This is a genomic window from Spirosoma radiotolerans, from assembly GCF_000974425.1.
GTDB lineage: Bacteria > Bacteroidota > Bacteroidia > Cytophagales > Spirosomataceae > Spirosoma > Spirosoma radiotolerans.
In genome coordinates, this window is record NZ_CP010429.1 from 3,542,089 (window position 1) to 3,563,990 (window position 21,902).

The following is a 21,902-nucleotide window of genomic DNA, read 5'->3' on the forward strand; positions in this document are numbered from 1 at the left end:
GATTTGTTCCGGTATAGAAAAACTGTCTAGTAGTTTTTCATTTTAAACAGTAACTTTTTTTCTTAATTCTTTTTATTGCATTTAAGCGTTAAAAACATGCCTTATTTAGTTCTTGACCTCGAAATGACGGGACCCGAGCCTGATTACAACGAGATTATTCAGATTGGTGCTGTCCTGTTCGATGACAACTGGATTGAGAAAGGCACTTACCTCACAAACGTGTATCCTGAAAATAAGGAAGCATTTTCGTCTTCTTCTGAGCAGATTCATAACCTATCGCTGGCTGAGCTGGAAGACGCGCCTATGATCTATGATGTGCTGCCTGAACTGGAAGAGTGGATCTGTACGCAACTTGGCCTTCGCGTACCCAAAGGGCAACTGGACCGAACCCCATTCTTACGCGACGTGATTATCTGCGGGCAAAGTGTAATAAACGACATCAATTTTCTCAAGGAAGCGTATCGCTACGAGAAACTGAAATGGCCTTACTCCCGGGTGCTGCTCGATTTGCATACGCTGGCTTATTTTACCTTCCGGGTCTTGAAAGCAAACGGCCAAAAAGTACCCGATCGTCTGAGTCTTACGGCGATTGCCGGTTACTTTGGGTTTACCCGTGAAGACGGCTTTCACAATGCCCTGGAAGACGCCGTACTTACGGCCAAATGCCTGAAAAAAGTCTTTAAACTGGCCGATGAGATGAAATTAATAGCCTAACAGCATGCAGATTCGCTTCGCGTTTGAGGTAGTCCTGGCGTTGTCTATCATCAACATCGGCTTTTTTTCGGCCGGGCTGCTCTGGTTTACAAGCTACAACCGGCAAGCTAACCGCTTTCTGGCGGGATTAATGACGGCTATCTCTTTCTGGCAGATTGACGGTTTTTTCCGGGTGTCGGGCTTATACAGACAAAACGCGGGGTTGTATTTCCTGCCTATTTTCTATTCGTTTGCCTTTGGGCCGCTTATTTATTTTTACGTCAAAAGTCTGACCAATAGCGATTTCCGGTTCGAACGAAAACACTGGTTGCATTTTTTGCCGGTTGCCATTCAAGCGTTGCTGTATATCTTCCTCACTTGCCAGTCCTACGAATTCAGAAACTGGTTTTGGGCAACGGTTCATTATCCGATCACTTACAGCATCGAGTTCGACGGTTCCTGGCTTTCCTTGCTGATTTACCTGATTTTATCCTTGCGGCTGCTCCGAAAGTATAGCCGCTATGTGCAGGAAAACTTCTCGGAAACCAGCCGGTTGACCTTACGGTGGCTTCAGGTTTTACTGGTGATATTGGCCGTGGTGTGCGTACAGTGGGCGGTCGAACTTATTCTGCGCGACGTTTTTCACTCCTTTTACCAATATGATTACTCATACTGGCTGCTTTGTCTGCTTCTGATTGTGCTGGGTGTGGCCGGTTTGAAGCAGGACAATTTAGCCAGCGTACAATTTAAAAATGATGCGGCAGCCGATAGTCCGATTAACCCGGTCAAAGTAGCCATCGACGTCAATCCAGACCATGTCGAGCGCATTCGCCGAGCCATGGATGTTGACAAACTGTACCTCAACCCCACCCTTACCCTAACCGAACTGGCCCAGCATGTCGATTTAAACCCAAAGGTTGTTTCGCAGGTCATTAACGCAGGGATTGGCAAGTCGTTCAATGATTTTGTAAACGACTATCGGGTTAGCGAAGTGAAACAGCGGTTGCGCTCAAATGACCTGGCTCGCCTTACTTTGCTGGGTATTGCGCTGGAATCAGGATTCAACTCAAAGACGACCTTTAACCGGATATTTCGGCAGCATACCGGGCAATCGCCCAGCGAGTTTGCCCAGCCCGACTAAGCCCAAATCATCCGTTGGGACGTCCCAATCCTATTCTGGGGCGCTTATGGCTACCTGAACTCCCACCTTTGTATCGTTCAAACGAATTAAACACGTTCCAACGATGCGCCCATTTATTCTCCTCCTCACAACCCTTGTCACTGGCCTGTTCATTGGCCCAATTGCCACCGCTCAACGTCGGGATTCAGGCTGGTCAGACAGAAGCCGACTACTACCCGACAAGCTCCGGTCGTTACCGGTTGGGCTTACGCTTTGGCATACCAACAACCCCTGCGTTCCTACGCTGGAAGGCGATACCTATTACTGGAAACATGCCACGATGGTTCGCGCTGAAGTTAGCGACCTCGAACTGGTTGAAGCAGGTAGTTTTATCTGGTACGACTCAACGGGATGGCATCCCAACCTGCAATACGATACTAACCTGTTCGCCGAAAAATTTGACTGCCCAAAAGGACAATTAAAAAAGGATCAGACCTACACGTTCGGTAAAAACTGGCGATTTGGCAAAAAGGCCTACGGGGGCGATGCCTTATGGTACATCATCGCGCGAGATCGCTCAGGAAAATTATACAAAGGCTACGGCCTGATCGAAACGGAAGGAAAACTCAATAATTAATCAACTCATTCAAACCAAATACGTCCATGAAAACGCTTACAAACCTCATCTCCGTCTTTGTTTTCGTACTCGCCCTATCGACCTCCTCTCGGGCCCAGAGCCAATCCTTCAACATTGACCCTGACGCCAGTCAACTTACCTGGACGGGTTATGCCGAAGTGGGTTCATGGGCACCCACCGGCACACTGCGTCTGGCCAAAGGATACGTAACCCGAACGGGCAACCAGATCAGCAGCGCCACAATGACGATGGATATGACCAGCATTCAACACGAAAATGACCGGCTGCAAGCGCACCTTCGGGATGAAGCGTTCTTCGATGTGGCTCGTTTTCCAACGGCTACCTTTGTTTTGCGGTCGCTATCCGGCACCACGGCTACGGGACAACTCACGCTGAAAGGTGTTACGAAGCCCGTTTCGTTTCCCGTTACCATTAGTCCGGATGGCGCTGGTCTACGCATCAAAGGCCGGGCGCTCATTGACCGGACTCAGTTCGGGATCCGGTATAATTCGACAAGTTTCTTCGCCGATCTGGGCGACCAGGCGATCAAAAACGAATTTTCGTTACAATTCGATGTGCTTGCCAAACCGGTGGTGCCGGCCAAACGAAGTGCTTCGCGTTAAGAGCTAAAACGGAAGCGCAGCCAGCAGCTTAGTATACAAACGGACGGGGGCTAAAACACAGGACAAAAACAACCAGCGCCAGCCACCCCAACAACTGCCGTTTACCATTAAGCGGCTCCTCAAGTTCAGTTTCTGGGTGGTAAATCCCCAGGAATCGTCCTAATACGAAGGCGAACGCTAGAAATCCAGAGTACCCTTCGATATCCGGCCGCACCCAAACGACCACCAACTGAGTAGCGACAACGCTGAGTGTAATGATCAGGGATGTCATCCGGTTTTCACTGATCCGCGAAAAAGCCAGATACAGGAAGCCAATGTATAGACCAAAATTGCCCAACTCCGAATAAAAAGCTTCGTCGGTTGGAACGGCAAAATCGCTTGGCTTAAACACACCCAACCCAGCGTAAAAGGCAAAAGCGGTAAATAATATAGGCGATACCCATTGGAACCGCTTGCGGCCAATGAGGGCATACAAAATGTGGCCACCGTCTAACTGCCCGATGGGAATGAGGTTCAATGACGTGAAGAACAAAGCCAGGTAACCCGCCATCAGATATGGATAATGAACCATTTCGTATGGATGCGGCACGCGGGCAGGATCGGCTACGTGGTTTTTGAAGAAATTAAAGAGCAAATTATCACCGAGAGCAAGGGGGGCAACGTCTTTCGGCAAATTCTGATACGCATAACGGCCATAGTCGAGCCCCCATTTCTGATATTCCGGGTGGATGGTGAAGATAAATTCGGGGGGCGGCAAATGCGTAAACCCATACCAGAGCACAACCAGCGCCAGGGCAAAACCAGCCAGTGGACCAGCAATACCAATATCGAAGTATTTCTGACGGCTGTTGATGTAGTCTTTGATCCGAATGAACGCTCCCAGCGTACCAATACTTTGCCCAATACCAATCCACAACGGAATATAGAAAGGCAATGTAACCCGCACGTGGTTGGCTTTTGCCGTAAAATAATGGCCAAACTCATGAACAGTCAAAATGGCCAGAAAAGGGATCGAAAAGTTAAATCCCTCCACAAACTCCGCCCAACCGAGCGTTTTCATTCCCTCAATTGGTATGAACAGACGTCCAAACATCCACTCGGCTCCCGCCATGGTGGTCGTAATCAGGGTAATTAAAAAAAGACCTCCGTGGAGGAGGTAGGTACGGGTACGTGGGCTCATTTATGATGTCGGATGTATGATATAGGATGTATGATGTATGGCTAGTCGTCGGCCTATATCATACATCCAACATCATAAATCTTTTAGATAGTCAATTATTGTCAACGGCGGCTGTACGTGTTCGGCCTGAATACCTAACCCGGCAGCAGCCTTGATGTTCGCAGCATTATCGTCAAAAAAAGCGGTTTCTTCGGCAACCAGTCCACCTTCAGACAGCACATGCTGATAGATTTCGGGCGATGGTTTTGCCAGACGAACCTCGTAGGAGTAAAACACCCGTTCGAAAAGCTCCTCCAGCGGTGGCTGCCCCATACCCGTCAACACGCTATTTACCTTGCGGATATGAATCGGACTGGTGTTGCTTAGCAGGAACAGGCGATACCCCGATTTCAATTCTTTGATCCGCTCAATGCGTTCAATCGGCAAGTCGAGAAGGATGGTATTCCAGGCGGTGTCGATTACCTCATCGGCCCATTGGTCTGATGACACCGTTTCAGAACCCGGTTCGCTGGCCCGGTTTTTCAGCAGCGTTCGCACGTGCGTCCGAAAGGCATCATCATCGATCAGGCCGGTTTCATACTGCCCAACGATGTCGTGTTGCATCCAAAGTTCCCGCACCTGCTCTTCGGGCAGGTTGGCCAGCATGGCAAAGTTGCGAATGGGAGCGGTCAGATCTATCGGGATGATCACATCGCCGAGGTCGAAAATAAGGTTTTTAAGCGTTGATGTATTGAGCATAACCTGCACGTATAGCGTCGGTTCGGGCATTAGGTAAACCGGAAGCCAAAGATAACGTTAGATTTGCAGACAAACGGTGAAACAGGATGGCAAAGTTGACGGTAAAGAACGTCGGCCCGATCAAAGAGGCTGAGTTAGAGGTGAAGAAGCATACCGTATTTATCGGCCCGCAGGGTTCGGGGAAAAGTACGCTTGCGAAGTTGATTGCAATCCTATCATCAAGGAAGTCAGGTAAGTTCACTCGTGAAACATTTAGGGATTATAACATACATAATTACATTACTCCTAACTCAACAGTATCATTTTATAGTAGCCGTTTTCAAGCAATTATACGTGATGGTAGTCTAACTTATAGTGTGTTAGATGACGAAGGAAAGGTATTAGCTCAAGATTCAGCACTCCCAGATATCGAATCAAAGCCTGCCGATTGGCCAACTGATCAAGGCGACATGTTGGAAGCTTTACAAAAAATATCTGAACTTACGCCTGATATTCAAACCTCTGAATTATTGAAAAACTTACTCAGCAGAATAAAAAAACTTCCCAATGTGTGGCGCTCTTCAGGCGCGATAGTAGAAGAGTACATTCCATCTGAACGAATGTTACTTTCTGTGCTTTCAAACTCGCTATGGAGCTTAGTGAACGCACATGTAGATTTCCCTGCAACTATTCTTGCTTTTGCCAGTAAATTTGAAAGCGTTCGCAACCAGATTGTAGACTTTCATATTCCATTTCTAAATATCACTTTCGAACATATTCAAGGTAAAGACATTTTAATACACGCAAACGGCAGAATTGACCTAAATCAAAGTGCAAGCGGCTACCAATCAATATTCCTTTATTAATGGTTGTTGAACAGTTGCGAATACAGTACAGTCGTCGCTTCATCATCGAAGAACCCGAGCTCAACCTTTACCCTACCGCTCAAAAAAACCTAATATACAGCTTAATGGGTGGTCTCCAACCCGACGTTAATTACCAGGATGCAGAATGGGTTATCACAACGCATAGCCCTTATGTGCTCAGCTCATTTAACACGTTGATGCTGGCGTACAAGGTGGCGCAACGCAGTGAGGAATTACGGGCAGAAGTTGAGAGAATCATACCGGCTCGGTGCTGGATCAATCCCAATGATTTTGCCGCTTATTACGTAGATGGCGGTACAGTTCGAAGCATTATCAGTGAGAAAACCGGATTGATTGCCGATAACGAACTCGACGATGTTTCGGAAGACTTAGCCGGAGAACAGGACCAATTACTCGAACTTAGCCGTAGCGTACCCCGTGATTGATACTATCCGACAAACATTCCCAAAAATTCAGGAAAACAATTGCTTACAAACCCTTACGGATTCCGAATTCTGCATTTATGATACGGATAAAGGTCGGTGTACAATCCAGAGTGATCTTGGTGGCATAAAACATTTTACGATTGAGAACCCGACACAACGTAACCTCCACTTTCTGGCCATAGATAAATGTCTTTTTCTGGATAGTGATGGTACTCAACGCTGCGACTGCGCCGTTTTCGATAGTAAAACATTTTGCTTCATCGAAATAAAGGAAGTCGATCACGCTGCCCGTCGAGCAGAACAACTTCGTAAGGCGAAAGAGCAACTTAAGACAACGATTTTATACTTTCAGGAGCAGTTAGAATTTAAATAAAGCGGATTGAAGCCTATGCTTGTGTTGGCCGTACGACAGCAAGGTCCACCCGACAGGCAACCGACCTCAATGATCAACTGGAATTTGCCGAGTTAGGCGCGGCCTTATACCACGGAAATATTAAACGCTTCGCCTAAACGAACGAAGCCGCCAGGGGATTTCCTGGCGGCTTCGTTCGTTTAGGCAACGGCCAATCTGGAGATTAGCCCGGACACTTATTCCAGAACAACACCCATTTCACAGAATTTGTCAATGCGTTGATTGATTCGTTCCTGTGGGTCGATGGCGTTTAGTTGTTCAATGGCATTCAGAATAACTTCTTTCAGATGGTTGGCCATGGCCTGATGGTCATTATGAGCACCACCCAGCGGTTCCTCCACAATTTCATCCACCAGTTTGTTCATCTGCATATCACGGGCCGTTAGCTTCATGGCTTCGGCAGCCTGTTCTTTAAAGTCCCAGCTACGCCACAGAATGGTCGAACAGTTTTCGGGCGAAATAACAGAGTACCAGGTATTTTCGAGCATAAATACCTTATCGCCGATGGCGATACCCAGCGCACCACCCGAAGCGCCTTCGCCAATCACGATGCAAATAACGGGCACCGTCAGCATAAACATTTCTTTCAGGTTGCGGGCAATCGCTTCTCCCTGCCCGCGCTCTTCGGCTTCCAGACCCGGAAACGCACCAGGGGTGTCGATCAGCGTAACGATAGGCTTGTTAAACTTCTCGGCCAGTTTCATTAGGCGCAGGGCTTTCCGATAGCCTTCGGGGTTGGGCATACCAAAGTTCCGGTACTGGCGCTGCTTGGTGTTCCGCCCCTTTTGCTGACCGATGATCATCACGGTTTGGCCCGGTTCGCCGGCACGGCCCAGTTCGCAGAAGCCGCCGACCATCGCTGGGTCGTCGCGAACAGTACGGTCGCCGTGCAGTTCGATAAACTGATCGCACATGAGCGAAATGTAATCGAGCGTATAGGGACGATCTGGATGCCGCGATAGTTGGACGCGCTGCCAGCGGGTAAGATTCTGAAAAATTTCCCGTCGCAGTTTATCAATGCTCTGTTCCAGCACGTTAACCGCTTCACTGACATCCACGTTGCTGGTTTGCGCTAATTTCTTAGTCTCCTCCAGCCGGGCTTCAAGGTCAGCAATGGGTTTTTCAAAGTCAAGGTATGTTCTCATGTATGATGATGACCGGGTCGCCGGTACGATTATGACTGCTGAGGTAGACATGATAAAAGCAGCCCGCAGCCTCATCCATCATGCCTACCTCAGCAGTCATCCTTTATAAGTCAAAACTTTCGCCCTTCTTCGGGATAATAACCTGTGGGAAACCTTCTTCGGCCAGCGTGGCCTTAAACGACTCCATGCTTTCGTATTCGCCGTGAACAAGGAAAATATTTTTGAGCGTTTCGGGCGACTGCATCCGCACAAAATTGATCAGGTCATTGCGGTCACCATGACCGCTGAAAACGTCAATTTTTTCAACATTGGCCAGCACCTGGTGGTCTGTGCCTTTAATACTGAGGGTCTGCTGGCCATTCAGTAGGCGCCAGCCGAGCGTACCTTCAGCACAATAGCCAATGATCAAGATCGTCGCATACGGATTGCTGATGTTTTCAGCCACGTGGTATTCGACCCGACCGCCCTGCACCATGCCCGATGAGGAGATGATAATGCAGGGTTCAGCAAAATTGGAGACCGCTTTGCTGGCCTTTGATGATTCCAGGAACTGGAAATTCTGAAAATCGAACAACGTTTCGTTCTCCTTATAAAACTCCCTGGCTTCCTTATTTAACATGCTAATGTGCTGCATGTAAATTTTGGTACTCTCGAACCCCATGGGGCTGTCCGAAAAGACCCGGATAGGCGGAAAATTTCGCTCCGTGTATAACCGATTAAGTGTATACAGCAGCGCCTGTGTCCGGCCAACGCTGAACGACGGAATAATAAGCCGCCCCGGAATGTCGATGCAGGTGCGCTGAATAATATCAGCCAGGGCATCTTCGGGCGTCATCTGGTTCTCATGAAGGCGGTTTCCGTAGGTACTTTCGCAAACCAGGTAATCAACGGCGGGCACCGTAGCCGGGTCGACTAAAAGCGGGTAATTTTTCCGCCCAATATCACCCGAAAAGCAAATACTTTTTCGCTCGCCGTTTTCCATCACATTGATAACAATGTGCGCTGCCCCGAGTAAGTGGCCTGCCGGAATGAACGTCACATCGACGCCATCGGCAACCCTGAACTTGCGGTTGAAGCCAATGGGGACAACATTCTCCATTGTTTCCCGAACCTGCTTGTCTAAAAACAAGTCCTTCTGCATCTGCAGCTGCCGATCTTTCACCCGCTGTTTTTTGCTGGCGTTCAGCTCGTTGATGCGCTTTTGATTGAGCGATGCGGAGTCTTTAAGCAGCACATTAGTCAGGGCGAACGTGGGCTCCGTACAGAGTATCTGGCCTTCGTAGCCTTCACGATATAAATTGGGCAAATTACCCGAGTGATCCACGTGGGCGTGGGTCAGCAGAACCAGATTTATACTTGATGCCTCAAACGGAAAAAATCCCGGATGAGTAACGGCGGGGGGTGTTTGACCGTTTGAACCAGAGCGCTCCAGATCGGAACCACAGTCAATCAGGATGCGGTAATCATCCTCCAGTTCCAGCAGATACATACTGCCAGTTACTTGCCGGGCCGCCCCCAAAAATGATAATTTCATGCGTGCAACTTTAACTATTCGGTGTCGTTTATTCGATATCTTAGGATAGGTGCTTTTAACGCAAGTTGGGTGGCGCAAACTTCGTAAGTTTGCAAAAGTACGAAATAGCCGTTGAATCGCCTAACTGTTCCTGAATGCGCTTTATTCCCCATTTTCGAGCCTTCTTTTCGCTTGTTTTGCTAGCCTGTCTGCTCCTCTTTTTTGCCACTTTTCCTACTTTCTCCCAACCCCAGCCATCAGCGGATTCACTGGCTATTCAGCAACTGCTCAGGCAGGTAGAAACGTTCCAGGCGAGTCCGGCCATTCGTAATGGTACCGTGGCGCTGTCCGTTCGGCGGGTACGCGACGGGGAAGAATTCGTCGGATATAATGCCCGATTGAGTCTGCCCTCAGCCTCAACATTAAAACTTATTACCACAGCGACAGCCCTGGCGGTGTTGGGCCCCAGCTATACCTACACGACAAATCTTGAGTACGATGGCGCGGTAAAAGACAGTGTGCTGACCGGTAATGTGTACATCCGGGGTACGGGCGATCCTTCGCTGGGAAGCTGGCGGTTTCCGGCTTATTATGATTTACCGGCTTTACTAAAAAGCTGGTCAGATGCGATTCGGGCTGCGGGCATTCGAAAAATTCAGGGGACGGTTGTAGGCGATGCCAGCCTGTACGACGACCTGACGACGCCCGGCACCTGGCCATTTGGCGATCTTGGTAATTACTACGGCGCCAGCCTAAGTGCACTAAATATAAATGAAAACCTGTTTCGTGTGTTTTTCAGACCTGGCAAATCCGTCGGTGCACCCGCGAGCGTGCTGCGCACAGACCCTGTACTCCCTTATCTTGACTTTCGAAACACGGTTACGACCGATGCGGCCAATACAGGCGATCAGGTCAATATTTACGGGGTCCCGTTTATGAATCAGCAGTGGCTGACGGGCAAAGTTCCGCTTGGCGAGCCGGCCAACGAGTTCAGCGTAAAAGGCTCCCTACCCGACCCTGCTTTTTTTGCCGCTTTTGCGCTTCAAAATCAACTCATCCAGGATAATGTACCGGTCAGCAACTCAGCCGTATCGGAAGGGGGCGGCTTACCCAAAACGGTTGTTTCAACCGGCAAACGAACGCTCCTTAGTCAACATAAGTCTCCGTTGCTGACGGAGTTAGTTCAGCAAACAAATTACCAGAGTATCAATCTATACGCCGAAGCGTTTCTGCGAACAACGGCACTGGCGTTGACCAAACCCGTTCGGTCGACGGAGGCTAGTGTGGACGCCCTAACGGCCTACTGGAAAAACAAAGGAGTCGATCTGAACGGATTTCGGATTCGGGATGGAAGCGGCCTTTCGACTGTGGGCGCCCTCACGGCGGATAACATGACCGGGATTCTTAGCCTTATGGGCCGCGAAAAGGTCTTCCCTCAATTTTATGAAACGATTCCAATTGTTGGGCAGACCGGAACCGTACGAACGCTGGCCCGCGGAACAGCCGCAGCAGGTAATATCCGGGCCAAGAGTGGCTCCATCGAGGGTGTTCGGGCCTATGCGGGTTACTTTACCGCTTCGGACGGCGAACGGATGAGTTTTTGTGTGTTGGTCAATAAATTCACTCCTGGCCAGAACCGCGCCGTAACGAACGCGCTGGAAAAGATTTTTGTCGATCTGGTCGGTCTGAAAGGAAAGAGTGAAAGAGTGAAAGAGTGAAAGAGTGGTTTAGCAGGACGTTTATTCACTCATTCACTCTTTTTCTATTCGTCCTCCGAGTGTTCACAAACAGTCACCACATTGAACCAGTACTGACCAATGGCTTTCGTCACTTCGCTCAGTCGCTGAAAGGTAGGCGGCTTTGTTATAAAGCTGTTGGCACCATTAAAATAAGACGTTTCAATATCATCTTTAGCATCTGACGTGGTCAGCACCAGAATGGGAATATGCCGAAAGGCATCGTTCGACTTAATTTCCCGCAGGGCTTCCCGGCCATCTTTGCGAGGCATGTTCAAATCAAGTAATATAAGCTCAGGCAGCGTATGAGCTGCGCCTGCATACCGCCCTTCATACCGCAGGAAATCCAGCAGGTCTTCGCCGTCTTCAGCAAATGAAATACGGCTTGCTGGGTAATGCTGATGAAAGGCCTCCCGAGTAAGGTAACGGTCGTCTTCGTCGTCGTCAACCAGCAGGATATGAATAGGTTTCTGAAGTTGGTCGGTCATACTGTTGTTGTGATTGGCTTTCTGGTAAAACGACTACAAACGTGGTGCCCTCATTTGGTTGGCTGCGGGCTGTAATGTAACCGTGATGATACATGACAACGCGCTTGCAGATGGCCAGTCCAATACCGGTTCCTTCAAAAGCGCTTTTGCCATGTAATCGTTGAAAAACTTTAAAGATGTGGTCAAGATATTTCTCCTCAAACCCAATTCCATTATCCTCGATCGTAATTTCAAAATAGTTTCGGCCGGGTATTAACCCGGCATAAGACTCCCCATCGATTGCCTGAACATCAATACGAAGGAGCGGTTGAACATCAGGACGAACGAATTTTAAAGCATTGGAGATCAAGTTATTGAACAAATGATCCATTTGGCTGGCAATGCCTTCAATGACGGGTAAACTGCTTACCTCAAGCTGAACATCCAACCCCTTGATGCGTAATTCCTGGTCATCCAGAATTCGCTGCACGATGTCACTCAATGAAACCGGTTCAAAATTCTCCCGGTGACTGGAAATGCGGGAAAAATTCAACAGGTCTTTTATAAGTTTGGACATGCGCTCGGCCGAGTTCGATATTTTACCCATGAACAGCATACTGTCGGGATCGAACAAGTTACCGTATCGGTCCGTAATTAGATTCGCGAATGACTGAATTTTACGCAACGGCTCCTGCAAATCGTGGCTTGCCACAAACGCAAATCGCTCCAGTTCTTCGTTCGATGCTTCCAGTTGTCGAATCTGGCCTCTCAACTGCGTATCATATGCGCGCAACTGATCTTCGGTCTGCTGCCGATGGGCCAACTCCTGCTCCAGCAACCGATATAGAACGACTAAGGTAAGGAAGGTTAGCAGCGATAACGCGGCAATAATAATGAGCGTGTTTCGAAACGATCGATCAGCCTGCCGGTTTCGTACATCCATTAATGTCTGCTCCGTTTCGACCATCAACGCCACATGGGTTCTCAACAAATCCATTCGGTGTTTGCTTTCCTTATTAATTACTAAACTTTTGGGGTCAAGAAGTTTAGTCGTTAATCGCGACTTTGTAATAGCCAGCTTGTCCTTAATGAGCTTCTCCAGCAGGAACCGACGTCGGATTTGAACGCGATTATCGTTGGTCAGGTTTCGTAATTTGTTAATTTCTGAGGGTAACAACCGAAGCGCGGCTCGATAGGGCTCCAGGTAGGTGACGTCATTTGTAATGGTATACCCTCTTGAACTGGTTTCGACATCCTTGACCAACGAGAGGATATTATTAAGCACCTGAATAACTTCATACGTGTGGCGAACCTGTTTTGTATCGTCGCCATACCGGATATAGCTGTAGAACGAGATGGTAAATCCTGAACCAATCAGCACCATAGCTACGATAAAACCCATCGCGATGCGACGGTTCATCAGCAATGAGCCAATTACGTTCATTTTTTGCATACCGTAGAGTTAATCAGTACAAAGATAGACAACGAAGCTGGGTGTCGTCAATTTCTATAACGTTTCAACGACCAAATTATGGTTCGTATATATGCATACATCGGCGGCAATGTGCAGGCTCTCACGAACCATTTCTTCGGCCGACAGGCCCGATGCATGTTTTTTCAGAGCTAAAGCTGCTGACTGAGCATACATCCCGCCGGAGCCGATAGCCGCTACATCGGCATCAGGCTCAATGACATCACCCGTGCCCGACACCAACAACAGATCGTCTTTGGAGGCTACAATTAACATGGCTTCCAGCTTACGAAGATAGCGGTCTGTCCGCCAGTCTTTGGCTAATTCAATAGCGGCCCGTTTAAGGTTTCCCCCGTAGGCATTGAGTTTTTCCTCGAAACGTTCAATCAGCGTAAATGCGTCGGCGGTAGACCCGGCAAAACCAGCCAGTACTTTTCCGCCCATCAGTATGCGCACTTTACGCACATTACTCTTGGCAACGGTATTGCCCATCGTAGCCTGCCCATCGGCGCCAAGTGATACCTGGCCATTGTGCCGAATCCCGACTACTGTAGTTGCATGAATTTTGGGTTGCATGAATTGTAATTTGTTGATGTGTATAACAGGCCGAAAGGGGTTTAGGGTTCATTGTATTTGGTATTTGGGTTACGGTTTGTGGGTAAAGGCAACCCGTTGCTATGGCTGGTTGGCCCTGTATGAGCCTGTCGACACGCTAACCGAATACTACAAAGAGTAAACCGCCATCTACCCTTCCGCAAAAGGAATTGGCCGGTTTACGCTTTCTTCGAGCGAGATAAACGTTTCGGTTCGCTGAATACCACTCACTTTCTGAATTTTATCGTGCAGTACTTCGCGCAGGTGTTGGGTATCCCGGCAAACAATCTTGGCAAAGATGCTATAGATACCGGTCGTATAATGAATATTAACCACTTCGGGAATTTTTTCGAGTTGCTGGGAGACCTCTTCATACAACGAACTCTTATCCAGGTAAATACCCAGAAAAGCGCTGATGTCCCAGCCAAGCTTTGCATGATCGATAACCAGTTGCGACCCACGCACAATACCCATCTGCTTCAATTTGTTCATCCGGACGTGAACAGTACCGCCAGAGACAAAAATACGTTTACCTATTTCGGTATAGGCCATATTGGCGTCTTGCATCAATAGACTCAGTATTTTCAGATCCGTATTATCAATTTCTAAATTTTTCTCCGTCATTTTAGAGCATTTTTTGATGAGTGTCAACAAAATTACCTCTTTTTTGAGCCATTTATAAATTTTAGGAAATTTTTATATAAAATTTGCAACGAATAGCCCATCTGCACTATCTTTGTATTGTCAAGTTGATCGAGCGGGGTCACACGCCGGTCTTCTTGATTTTTTTCCTCACACTGTAGGATGTCGAAATTGGCAGACGTGCCCTCCTGTCTCGGGGGTGGTGATAAAGGATAAACGCAGCATAATGCCGCCTGCAAAGGCGACTGGGGTTGACCACCAGAGTTGTACTGTAGCTAACTGCACCGTGGGCGGTTCGAGTCCCCCTCCTACAGCAACGCTCCGCTTAAGCGGGCAACGATTTTAGTTTGTTGATGAAGTGTAATTGAACACGCCGGCTCCCCGATGAGTCCGGCGTTTGTTTTTTTACAGCCATTGCGGGAAAACTCCTTTGCCCAGGATAGTAGTCAGGAAAATCTCCTCAACGGAGTCCTCATACCTGAAAAAGCTTCGTTCATATCTGTTTCTCCATTGACAGCTACAAACTTGTCGCACCAGCGCTACCCACGTCTAGCTTAAACGCGGACTTTTTTGCGTATTTTTGCCGTTTATTAAGTAAGAAAGACTCCCCGTCGTAACGACGATCCGATATTCCAACGTGAAACATATTCGTAATTTTTGCATTATCGCCCACATTGATCACGGCAAGAGTACCCTGGCCGACCGTTTGTTAGAGTTCACCAAAACAGTTGGCTCCCGCGACATGCAGGCCCAGTTGCTGGATGATATGGACCTGGAACGTGAGCGAGGCATCACGATCAAGAGCCACGCCATTCAGATGGACTATGTCCACAAAGGAGAAACGTACACGCTGAACCTGATCGATACGCCGGGTCACGTTGACTTTAGCTACGAGGTGTCACGCTCGATTGCCGCTTGTGAAGGGGCGTTACTTCTGGTCGATGCATCGCAGGGAACCGAGGCCCAGACAATCTCAAATTTGTATCTGGCCCTCAATAACGACCTGGTTATCATCCCCGTCCTGAACAAGATCGACCTGCCGGGTGCCCGGCCCGAAGAGATCAAGGACGAAATGGTGGACCTGCTGGGTTGTGAACGTGACGACATTATTCCGGCGTCGGGTAAAGAAGGGATTGGTGTTCCTGAAATTCTGGCCGCCATTGTCGAGCGCATCCCAGCCCCAACAGGCGAGCCCGCGGGTCCGTTGCAGGCGTTGATCTTCGATTCGCATTTCAACTCCTACCGGGGCATCGAAGTTATTTTCCGGGTCAAGAACGGCCGCATTCGCAAAGGCGATAAGGTGAAGTTTATGAATACCGGGAAAGAATACACCGCCGATGAAATTGGGACGCTCCGCCTGACCCAGGAACCCAAAGACGTCATTGAATGTGGCGATGTAGGGTACCTGATTTCAGGCATTAAAGTAGCCAAAGAAGTAAAAGTCGGCGATACCGTTACCACAATCGACAATCCGGCTACCGTAGCGATTCAGGGTTTCTCGGAAGTAAAACCGATGGTGTTTGCAGGTATTTATCCGGTAGAGACCAGCGAGTTCGAAGACCTCCGCGATGCCATGGAGAAGCTGCAACTCAATGATGCCGCCCTCGTGTGGGAACCCGAAACATCGGCGGCTCTGGGCTTTGGTTTCCGGTGTGGTTTCCTCGGTATGCTCCACATGGAGATTGTGCAGGAACGCCTGGAGCGCGAATTTGACATGACCGTCATCACAACGGTGCCATCGGTACGTTTCGAAGTAATGACCACCAAAGGCGAAGAGCTTCAGGTATCGGCCCCCGCTGATATGCCCGATCCAAACCTGATCGACTACATTGAAGAACCGTTTATCAGGGCACAGATCATTACGAAGGCCGAATATGTCGGTGGGATCATGGGGCTCTGCATGGACAAGCGGAGTTTGCTCAAAAACCAGGTGTATCTGACCGCCGACCGTGTTGAACTTCAGTTCGAGATGCCACTGGCCGAAGTGGTGTTCGACTTTTTCGATAAACTCAAGACAATTTCGCGCGGGTATGCCTCCCTCGATTATGAGTTTATGGACAACCGCGAGTCGGACATGGTGAAGCTCGACGTGATGCTCAACGGCGACAAGGTGGATGCGCTCTCTGCCATCGTTCACCGCTCGAAGTCGTACGAATGGGGCAAGAAACTGTGCGAAAAGCTCCGCGAGTTAATTCCCCGGCAACAGTTTGAAATTGCAATCCAGGCAGCCATTGGCCAGAAAATCATTGCCCGCGAAACCTTGAGTGCCCTCCGTAAAGACGTATTGGCCAAGTGTTATGGCGGTGATATTTCCCGGAAGCGTAAACTGCTCGACAAGCAGAAGAAAGGGAAGAAACGAATGCGCCAGGTTGGCAATGTCGAAATACCGCAGGAAGCCTTTATGGCCGTATTGAAAATCAATTAATTAAGAAGGCCAGCTCGTTTCCGGGCTGGCCTTCTTAATTATAAAGATGCCAATTGACTACGCCAGCGTAGCGTCTACCTTGATCGTTGTGTTAAACAGTTTTGAGATCGGGCAGTTGTGCTCAGCATGATCGACGAGTTCGTCAAACTTCGCCTTGTCGAGGCCCGGTACGGCCGCTTTGAGTGTCAGCACGGAACTCGTGATGCCGCCATCTTCGAGGGTAATCGCGCAGTTTACATCAAGGGAATCAGCAGCAAAGCCAGCCTGTTGAATATTGAATGCCAATTGCATGGCAAAACAGCCCGCATGAGCCGCTGCTACCAACTCTTCTGGATTTGTCCCTACGCCATTTTCAAAACGCGTTTTGTACGAATATTGCGTTTGGTTCAACACGGTACTGGCCGTCGTTACGGATCCCTGACCATCTTTACCGGTTCCGGCCCAATGAGCCTGTGCATTGCGGGTAATTTTCATAATTTTATTGGTTGACTTCGTTTGTAATTTCGTTTTGTTGGGTCAAAAGTAAGAAGCACGATCCTACCTATTTTTCACCTATGTTAAAAAGTATTTGTGATCAAAAACGGAATTACCGTCTCAAATCTAGCCTATGGCATCTCCCAAGTACGTTACCTTACAGCAGCAATTACAACAGTTCGCCCAGCTTTCGGATGCAGACATTGACCTCGCAACTGATTTCTGGCAAGCCAGAACCGTCAGCCGACATGATTTTTTCAATACGCCCAATTCCCTTTGCCGGCATATTGGTTTCATCGTAAAGGGAATCTTTCGAGTGTATTATGTAGACCCCCGAACGGAACTGGAACATAACCTTTACTTTGCCACGGAAAATATGTTTGTCACCTCTCTGAAAAGTTTGCTGACCCAAACCACCTGCCCATACACCATCGAAGCGCTGGAAACCTCAGAACTGATGGTCATGCAGTATGATCACCTGCAACAACTGTATGCCCGTTCGCACGGCTGGGAGCGATTTGGCCGGCTGTTGGCGGAGCAGTATTTTCTGATGAACCAAATTCGATCAGAGAGTTTGCTGACCCAAACCGCCGAGGAACGCTATGTCGACTTGTTAACGAACCATCCGGATCTTCTCAACCGGGTTTCGTTGGGTCATATCTCTTCTTTTTTGGGAATCAAAGGCCCTTCGTTAAGCCGGATTCGGGCGCAGGTAGCGCGTAAATCGTAAGCACGGGCGACGCAAAATAATTGGCAAGAATTACTCTTCCCTGAATAAGCCGTCCCCTGTCTAATACACTCAAACTCTAAAACTTAGGTCTCCCCTTCCTTTCATACTTACTTTGATTAGATCCATTAACAGCGCTGCGAGTAGCCACTAATAACCGTATATCCCGATAGAGTATTAGGTAATCGCTTGATAATCATTTTTTTACATTTATTTTGGAAAAACAAAATACACTATTCACCTTTGCCTAGTAGTTAACAAGGCTAGCAAAGCTTTACCCGTTCGATTCGCATGACCACGTTACACCAACCGGCACATTTCGTTGCAAACATCACCGTTTCTCCTTCCCGGAATTCAGGAATGTGCCGAATGCCGATGCATCTCTGTTGCTGCAGCTAAGTTCGTCTCCGCCCTGTAGTAGGTGCCCGTTTATCTGACGGAACACGTTTGCCCTGCTTACTCAAGCCCATATCCGCAAACAGACAGGATATAACGAAGAAAATCTTACCCTACTTAATCAATAGAATATATAAACACTCGATGAAACATTTCTTTCCATCAGCCATTCAACTATGCACACTTCACTCATTTCCTCCCAGTCCGACGCGAAAGAACTTGTTGCGCACGTAACGTACCAGATAGCGGGTTTCGATCGGCTGAACTTTGTCAGTGACATTACCAATACCATACCGCAGGATGAAGGTTACACCATTCGGGCCCTGGCCTTTGAGGGCGATGGTATACAAGCCAGTGGATTGCTGACGGTTCAGATGCAGGAAGAACATCGGCTCAACGGTTTTCTGGTCCAGCGGTTGCGCTCCGTGCGGGGTATGGTGAGTGTGCGGGAAGTCTAGTAGATTCTTTTTCGATTACCGGCCTGTGAATCAGCGGCAACTGATGTACAGGCGCATAAAAAAGCCGGAACGGCGGCAACCGTTCCGGCTGGCTAACAAGAAGGCTCTGACAAGCCTAATTTTAACATAACCAAGACAAAGTAATGCAAAAACTTTTATTTGCGGGAGTAGTCTGGCTACTCTCTTTCGGAGGATTGCTGGCACAATCTACCGTAACACGATTATCGGGCACCGTTCGAACCGATAACGGCGAGCCACTGCCGGGCGCTAACGTGGTGCTAAAAAACCAGACAAAAGGAGCCACAACAGACGCCAATGGCCTTTTTAGTCTGGAAGCCCGCTCGGGCGACGAACTGGTCATCTCGGCCATTGGCTATCAAACAACGCAGGTTAAAGTTGGCTTAAAAACAACGCTCGATGTCTCATTACGGGAATCGGCCTCGCAATTAAATGAAGTGGTGGTGGTGGGCTATGGCACCCAGGACCGCAAAAACCTGGTCGGTTCAGTCTCGCAGGTCAACGCCGACGAAATCAAAAACCGCCCGGTTGCCAGTTTCGATCAGCAGTTGCAGGGTCGGGCGGCTGGCGTTCAGGTGGCGGCCAACACGGGCGTACCGGGTGATGGGATTTTCTTCCGTATCCGGGGAACAACGTCGATCAACGCCAGTAATGACCCGCTGTATGTTGTCGATGGTGTGTTCGTAAATAACCAGTCACTCCAGAAAATTACGACCCAGGGCCAGTCAAACAACCCATTGGCCGACATTAACCCCGCCGATATTGAGTCTATCTCGATTCTGAAAGATGCCGAAGCGACCGCTATTTACGGCGCACGGGCCGCCAACGGGGTTGTCCTGATTACCACGAAACGGGGGGCTTATAACAGCAAAACGAAAGTTAGCCTGAATGCATCGGTGGGGCAGGCCTGGGCACCCAAACTCTGGGATCTGGCCACGGGTCCCGAACATGCAACGATCATCAACGAAGCCTGGATCAACGATGGCAAACCAGCGGCTACCCGGCCTTTTCGTCCCGTTTCGGAAGGGGGGCGCGGGTTACCGGAAGAACAGCCTACTTATGATCGGTTGCGTGATATTTTCCGGACGGGAGCGCTCCAAAATTACGATCTGGCCGTCTCGGGTGGCACCAAACAGACCCGCTTTTACCTGGGTGGCGGCTACACGAGCCAACAGGCAACGCTTCGCACCAATGACTTCAGCCGGGCAAGCTTCAAACTTAATCTGGATCAGGACATTACCGATAAAATCCGCATCGGTACGAGCAATATTTTCTCCCAGTCGAACCGCACAAATGCCCGCGTTGGCGATGGACCACAAGGCGGTATTTTACAGGCAGCTCTGCATACGCCAACGTATTTGCCCAAGTTCAACACCGACGGTACGTACGCGAAATGGGCTGGTTTCGATAACCTGGATGTGTTGATCAACAACACCGATATGCACTCGACCAGCACCCGCTACATTGGTAACATCTACGGTGAATTCGACATTAGCAGGGGCCTTAAATTACGCAGTAGCTGGAGTCTCGACTACAACAATTATGACGAATACGAATACTGGAATACACTGACCAACCGGGGCAGCGCCAGCAAAGGGTTAGCCACATCGAGTGTCAGCAAAAACACGATCTGGATTAATGAGCAGACGTTGTCGTACCGAAAAAGTGTTGGTAATCAGCACAATGTCGGGATTTTAGTAGGCAATACATTACAGGGTAACGTGGCTACTCAGACACTGGCGCAGGGCACCAATTTTCCGTCAGATGCCTTCAAACAGATTGCGTCGGCTTCGGTAACGACGGCTTCGTCAACGCGCAACCAGTATAACCTGGTTTCCTTCTTTGGCCGGGCCGATTATAACTTTGCGAAGACGTACTTTTTCGAAGCCAGCCTTCGGGCCGATGCGTCGTCAAAATTCGCACAGGGGCATCAGTGGGGTTATTTTCCGTCAGCCGGAGTTGCCTGGCAACTGAAACAGGAAAACTTCCTGCGGGATGTTAGTTTGGTCAATGATCTGAAAGTTCGGGCCAGTGTGGGCTGGACGGGAAACCAGAATGGTATCGGTAACTACGCGTCGCGGGGCTTGTGGGGCGGGGGAAATAACTACCTCGATAATCCGGGGACGACACCGGTGCAGTTAGCCAACCCTGACCTGAAATGGGAAACTACCCGGCAAACCAACATCGGCCTAAACATTGGTCTCTGGAATAACCGAATTGGCGTTGAAGTCAACGCGTACTCAAAATACACCTACGACCTGTTGCTTCAGGTACCGCTGGCTCAGAGTTCAGGATTTGCCAGTATTTACCGGAACGATGGCGAAATCAGTAACCGGGGACTTGAATTTGCCGTCAACTCCCAAAACATCAACAAAGCTGATTTTCAATGGAATACCAGCTTCAACATTGCGGGTAACGTTAACCGGATCGAGAAGTTATCCATTCCCGTCGATGCCAGTTACGCAGCCGAACGAATGGCGCAGGGCCAATCATTCCACTCGTTCTACGTCTATAAACAGCTTTATGTCGACCCAAAAACGGGCGATGCAGTCTATGACGATGTCAATAAAGACGGAAAGATCACCGTGGCCGACAAACAGTTTTACGGGAGCGCACTGCCCAAGTTTTTCGGTGGTCTGAATAACACCGTCGCTTACAAAGGCTTCGACCTGTCGGTCTTCTTCAATTTCAGCTACGGCAGCAAAGTCTTGAACAACAACCGCTTCTTCCTGGAATCGGGTGGTACACGGGACGACCGGCGGGCCATTAACAAGAACCAGTTAAACCGCTGGCAGAAAGAAGGCGATATTACGGATGTGCCACGGGTTACCACCATTGGTAATAACTACAACCTCAGCCCAATCAGCCGCTTTGTAGAAGATGGTTCGTTTCTGCGGCTGAACTCGCTCGTGCTTGGCTACACGATACCAAAATCGGTGCTTCGCCGATTGGGCGTTGCCTCGGCCCGGGTTTATTATAGCGGCTCGAACCTGTGGCTGGTAAGCAAGTATCAGGGGCCAGACCCTGAAGTGAACGTGACGGCCGACCCAACCACCCAGGGGTATGACCTGGGTACGCCCCCGCAACCCCGAACGGCTCAGTTCGGCCTTAATCTGACCTTTTGATTCGTTAGCGCTTATTT

20 protein-coding genes are annotated in these 21,902 nt (G+C 49.1%); 11 read left to right on the top strand and 9 right to left on the bottom strand.

Annotation, left to right across the window (positions count from 1 at the left end):
- The first annotated feature begins 96 nt into the window (after nucleotides 1-96).
- The 4 genes from SD10_RS14450 to SD10_RS14465 all read left to right on the top strand — a co-directional run bounded on the left by SD10_RS14450 (nucleotide 97) and on the right by SD10_RS14465 (nucleotide 3,073).
- Nucleotides 97-714 (top strand): 3'-5' exonuclease, encoded by a 618-nt coding sequence (locus SD10_RS14450; RefSeq protein WP_046574560.1) that lies wholly within the window; start codon nucleotides 97-99, stop codon nucleotides 712-714.
- A 4-nt stretch (nucleotides 715-718) separates the two neighbouring features.
- Nucleotides 719-1,834, top strand: a complete 1,116-nt coding sequence (locus SD10_RS14455; RefSeq protein ID WP_046574563.1) for a helix-turn-helix domain-containing protein — start codon at nucleotides 719-721, stop codon at nucleotides 1,832-1,834.
- Between the two features lie 103 nt (nucleotides 1,835-1,937).
- Nucleotides 1,938-2,450, top strand: a complete 513-nt coding sequence (locus SD10_RS14460) for a hypothetical protein (protein WP_046574564.1) — start codon at nucleotides 1,938-1,940, stop codon at nucleotides 2,448-2,450.
- 26 nt (nucleotides 2,451-2,476) lie between these two features.
- Nucleotides 2,477-3,073, top strand: a complete 597-nt coding sequence (locus SD10_RS14465) for a YceI family protein (RefSeq protein WP_046574566.1) — start codon at nucleotides 2,477-2,479, stop codon at nucleotides 3,071-3,073.
- Between the two features lie 28 nt (nucleotides 3,074-3,101).
- Here SD10_RS14465 and SD10_RS14470 read toward each other — a convergent pair whose 3' ends face one another.
- Both SD10_RS14470 and SD10_RS14475 read right to left on the bottom strand, forming a co-directional pair.
- A complete protein-coding gene (locus SD10_RS14470; RefSeq protein WP_046574568.1) occupies nucleotides 3,102-4,253 on the bottom strand; it encodes a site-2 protease family protein in 1,152 nt (383 codons plus the stop codon).
- A gap of 72 nt (nucleotides 4,254-4,325) precedes the next feature.
- Nucleotides 4,326-5,021 carry an HAD family hydrolase gene (locus tag SD10_RS14475; protein WP_227698975.1) on the bottom strand — a complete coding sequence of 232 codons (696 nt, stop codon included), beginning with the start codon at nucleotides 5,019-5,021 and terminating at the stop codon, nucleotides 4,326-4,328.
- A 56-nt stretch (nucleotides 5,022-5,077) separates the two neighbouring features.
- On the opposite strand from SD10_RS14475, the gene SD10_RS29450 reads away from it, so the two are divergent.
- Together SD10_RS29450 and SD10_RS29455 are read left to right on the top strand one after the other, a co-directional pair.
- Nucleotides 5,078-5,836, top strand: a complete 759-nt coding sequence (locus SD10_RS29450; protein ID WP_148562446.1) for an ATP-binding protein — start codon at nucleotides 5,078-5,080, stop codon at nucleotides 5,834-5,836.
- A gap of 104 nt (nucleotides 5,837-5,940) precedes the next feature.
- Nucleotides 5,941-6,282, top strand: coding sequence for a hypothetical protein (locus SD10_RS29455; protein ID WP_148562447.1), 342 nt, complete (start codon nucleotides 5,941-5,943; stop codon nucleotides 6,280-6,282).
- 588 nt (nucleotides 6,283-6,870) lie between these two features.
- Here SD10_RS29455 and SD10_RS14490 read toward each other — a convergent pair.
- Nucleotides 6,871-7,839 (bottom strand): acetyl-CoA carboxylase carboxyltransferase subunit alpha, encoded by a 969-nt coding sequence (locus SD10_RS14490; RefSeq protein ID WP_046574571.1) that lies wholly within the window; start codon nucleotides 7,837-7,839, stop codon nucleotides 6,871-6,873.
- 103 nt (nucleotides 7,840-7,942) lie between these two features.
- A complete protein-coding gene (locus SD10_RS14495) occupies nucleotides 7,943-9,373 on the bottom strand; it encodes an MBL fold metallo-hydrolase RNA specificity domain-containing protein (protein WP_046574573.1) in 1,431 nt (476 codons plus the stop codon).
- Nucleotides 9,374-9,507: 134 nt separating this feature from the next.
- Between SD10_RS14495 and dacB the strand changes: the two genes are divergently transcribed.
- Nucleotides 9,508-11,070 carry a D-alanyl-D-alanine carboxypeptidase/D-alanyl-D-alanine endopeptidase gene (gene dacB / locus SD10_RS14500; RefSeq protein WP_046574575.1) on the top strand — a complete coding sequence of 521 codons (1,563 nt, stop codon included), beginning with the start codon at nucleotides 9,508-9,510 and terminating at the stop codon, nucleotides 11,068-11,070.
- 44 nt (nucleotides 11,071-11,114) lie between these two features.
- On the opposite strand, the gene SD10_RS14505 is transcribed toward dacB, so the two are convergent.
- The 4 genes from SD10_RS14505 to SD10_RS14520 all read right to left on the bottom strand — a co-directional run bounded on the left by SD10_RS14505 (nucleotide 11,115) and on the right by SD10_RS14520 (nucleotide 14,244).
- Nucleotides 11,115-11,576, bottom strand: coding sequence for a response regulator (locus SD10_RS14505; protein ID WP_046574576.1), 462 nt, complete (start codon nucleotides 11,574-11,576; stop codon nucleotides 11,115-11,117).
- Nucleotides 11,533-13,008, bottom strand: a complete 1,476-nt coding sequence (locus SD10_RS14510; protein ID WP_227698976.1) for a sensor histidine kinase — start codon at nucleotides 13,006-13,008, stop codon at nucleotides 11,533-11,535. The genes SD10_RS14505 and SD10_RS14510 overlap by 44 nt, the downstream gene beginning before the upstream one ends.
- 54 nt (nucleotides 13,009-13,062) lie before the next feature.
- Nucleotides 13,063-13,602, bottom strand: coding sequence for an ATP-dependent protease subunit HslV (gene hslV / locus SD10_RS14515; protein WP_046574578.1), 540 nt, complete (start codon nucleotides 13,600-13,602; stop codon nucleotides 13,063-13,065).
- A gap of 168 nt (nucleotides 13,603-13,770) precedes the next feature.
- Complete coding sequence (locus tag SD10_RS14520; protein WP_046574580.1) at nucleotides 13,771-14,244, bottom strand: Lrp/AsnC ligand binding domain-containing protein; 474 nt, start codon at nucleotides 14,242-14,244, stop codon at nucleotides 13,771-13,773.
- A 655-nt stretch (nucleotides 14,245-14,899) separates the two neighbouring features.
- Here SD10_RS14520 and lepA point away from each other — a divergent pair.
- On the top strand, nucleotides 14,900-16,687 hold the full coding sequence (lepA, locus tag SD10_RS14525; RefSeq protein ID WP_046574582.1) for a translation elongation factor 4: 1,788 nt from the start codon (nucleotides 14,900-14,902) through the stop codon (nucleotides 16,685-16,687).
- A 57-nt stretch (nucleotides 16,688-16,744) separates the two neighbouring features.
- On the opposite strand, the gene SD10_RS14530 is transcribed toward lepA, so the two are convergent.
- Nucleotides 16,745-17,161, bottom strand: a complete 417-nt coding sequence (locus SD10_RS14530; RefSeq protein ID WP_046574584.1) for an OsmC family peroxiredoxin — start codon at nucleotides 17,159-17,161, stop codon at nucleotides 16,745-16,747.
- Between the two features lie 133 nt (nucleotides 17,162-17,294).
- On the opposite strand from SD10_RS14530, the gene SD10_RS14535 reads away from it, so the two are divergent.
- The 3 genes from SD10_RS14535 (at nucleotide 17,295) to SD10_RS14545 (ending at nucleotide 21,885) form a co-directional block, all read left to right on the top strand.
- Nucleotides 17,295-17,891 (top strand): Crp/Fnr family transcriptional regulator, encoded by a 597-nt coding sequence (locus tag SD10_RS14535; protein WP_046574586.1) that lies wholly within the window; start codon nucleotides 17,295-17,297, stop codon nucleotides 17,889-17,891.
- Between the two features lie 569 nt (nucleotides 17,892-18,460).
- A complete protein-coding gene (locus tag SD10_RS14540) occupies nucleotides 18,461-18,742 on the top strand; it encodes a hypothetical protein (protein WP_046574588.1) in 282 nt (93 codons plus the stop codon).
- A gap of 143 nt (nucleotides 18,743-18,885) precedes the next feature.
- The gene (locus SD10_RS14545) at nucleotides 18,886-21,885 is read left to right on the top strand and encodes a SusC/RagA family TonB-linked outer membrane protein (RefSeq protein ID WP_046574590.1); all 3,000 of its coding nucleotides are present in this window, start codon (nucleotides 18,886-18,888) and stop codon (nucleotides 21,883-21,885) included.
- Nucleotides 21,886-21,902 lie beyond the last annotated feature (17 nt).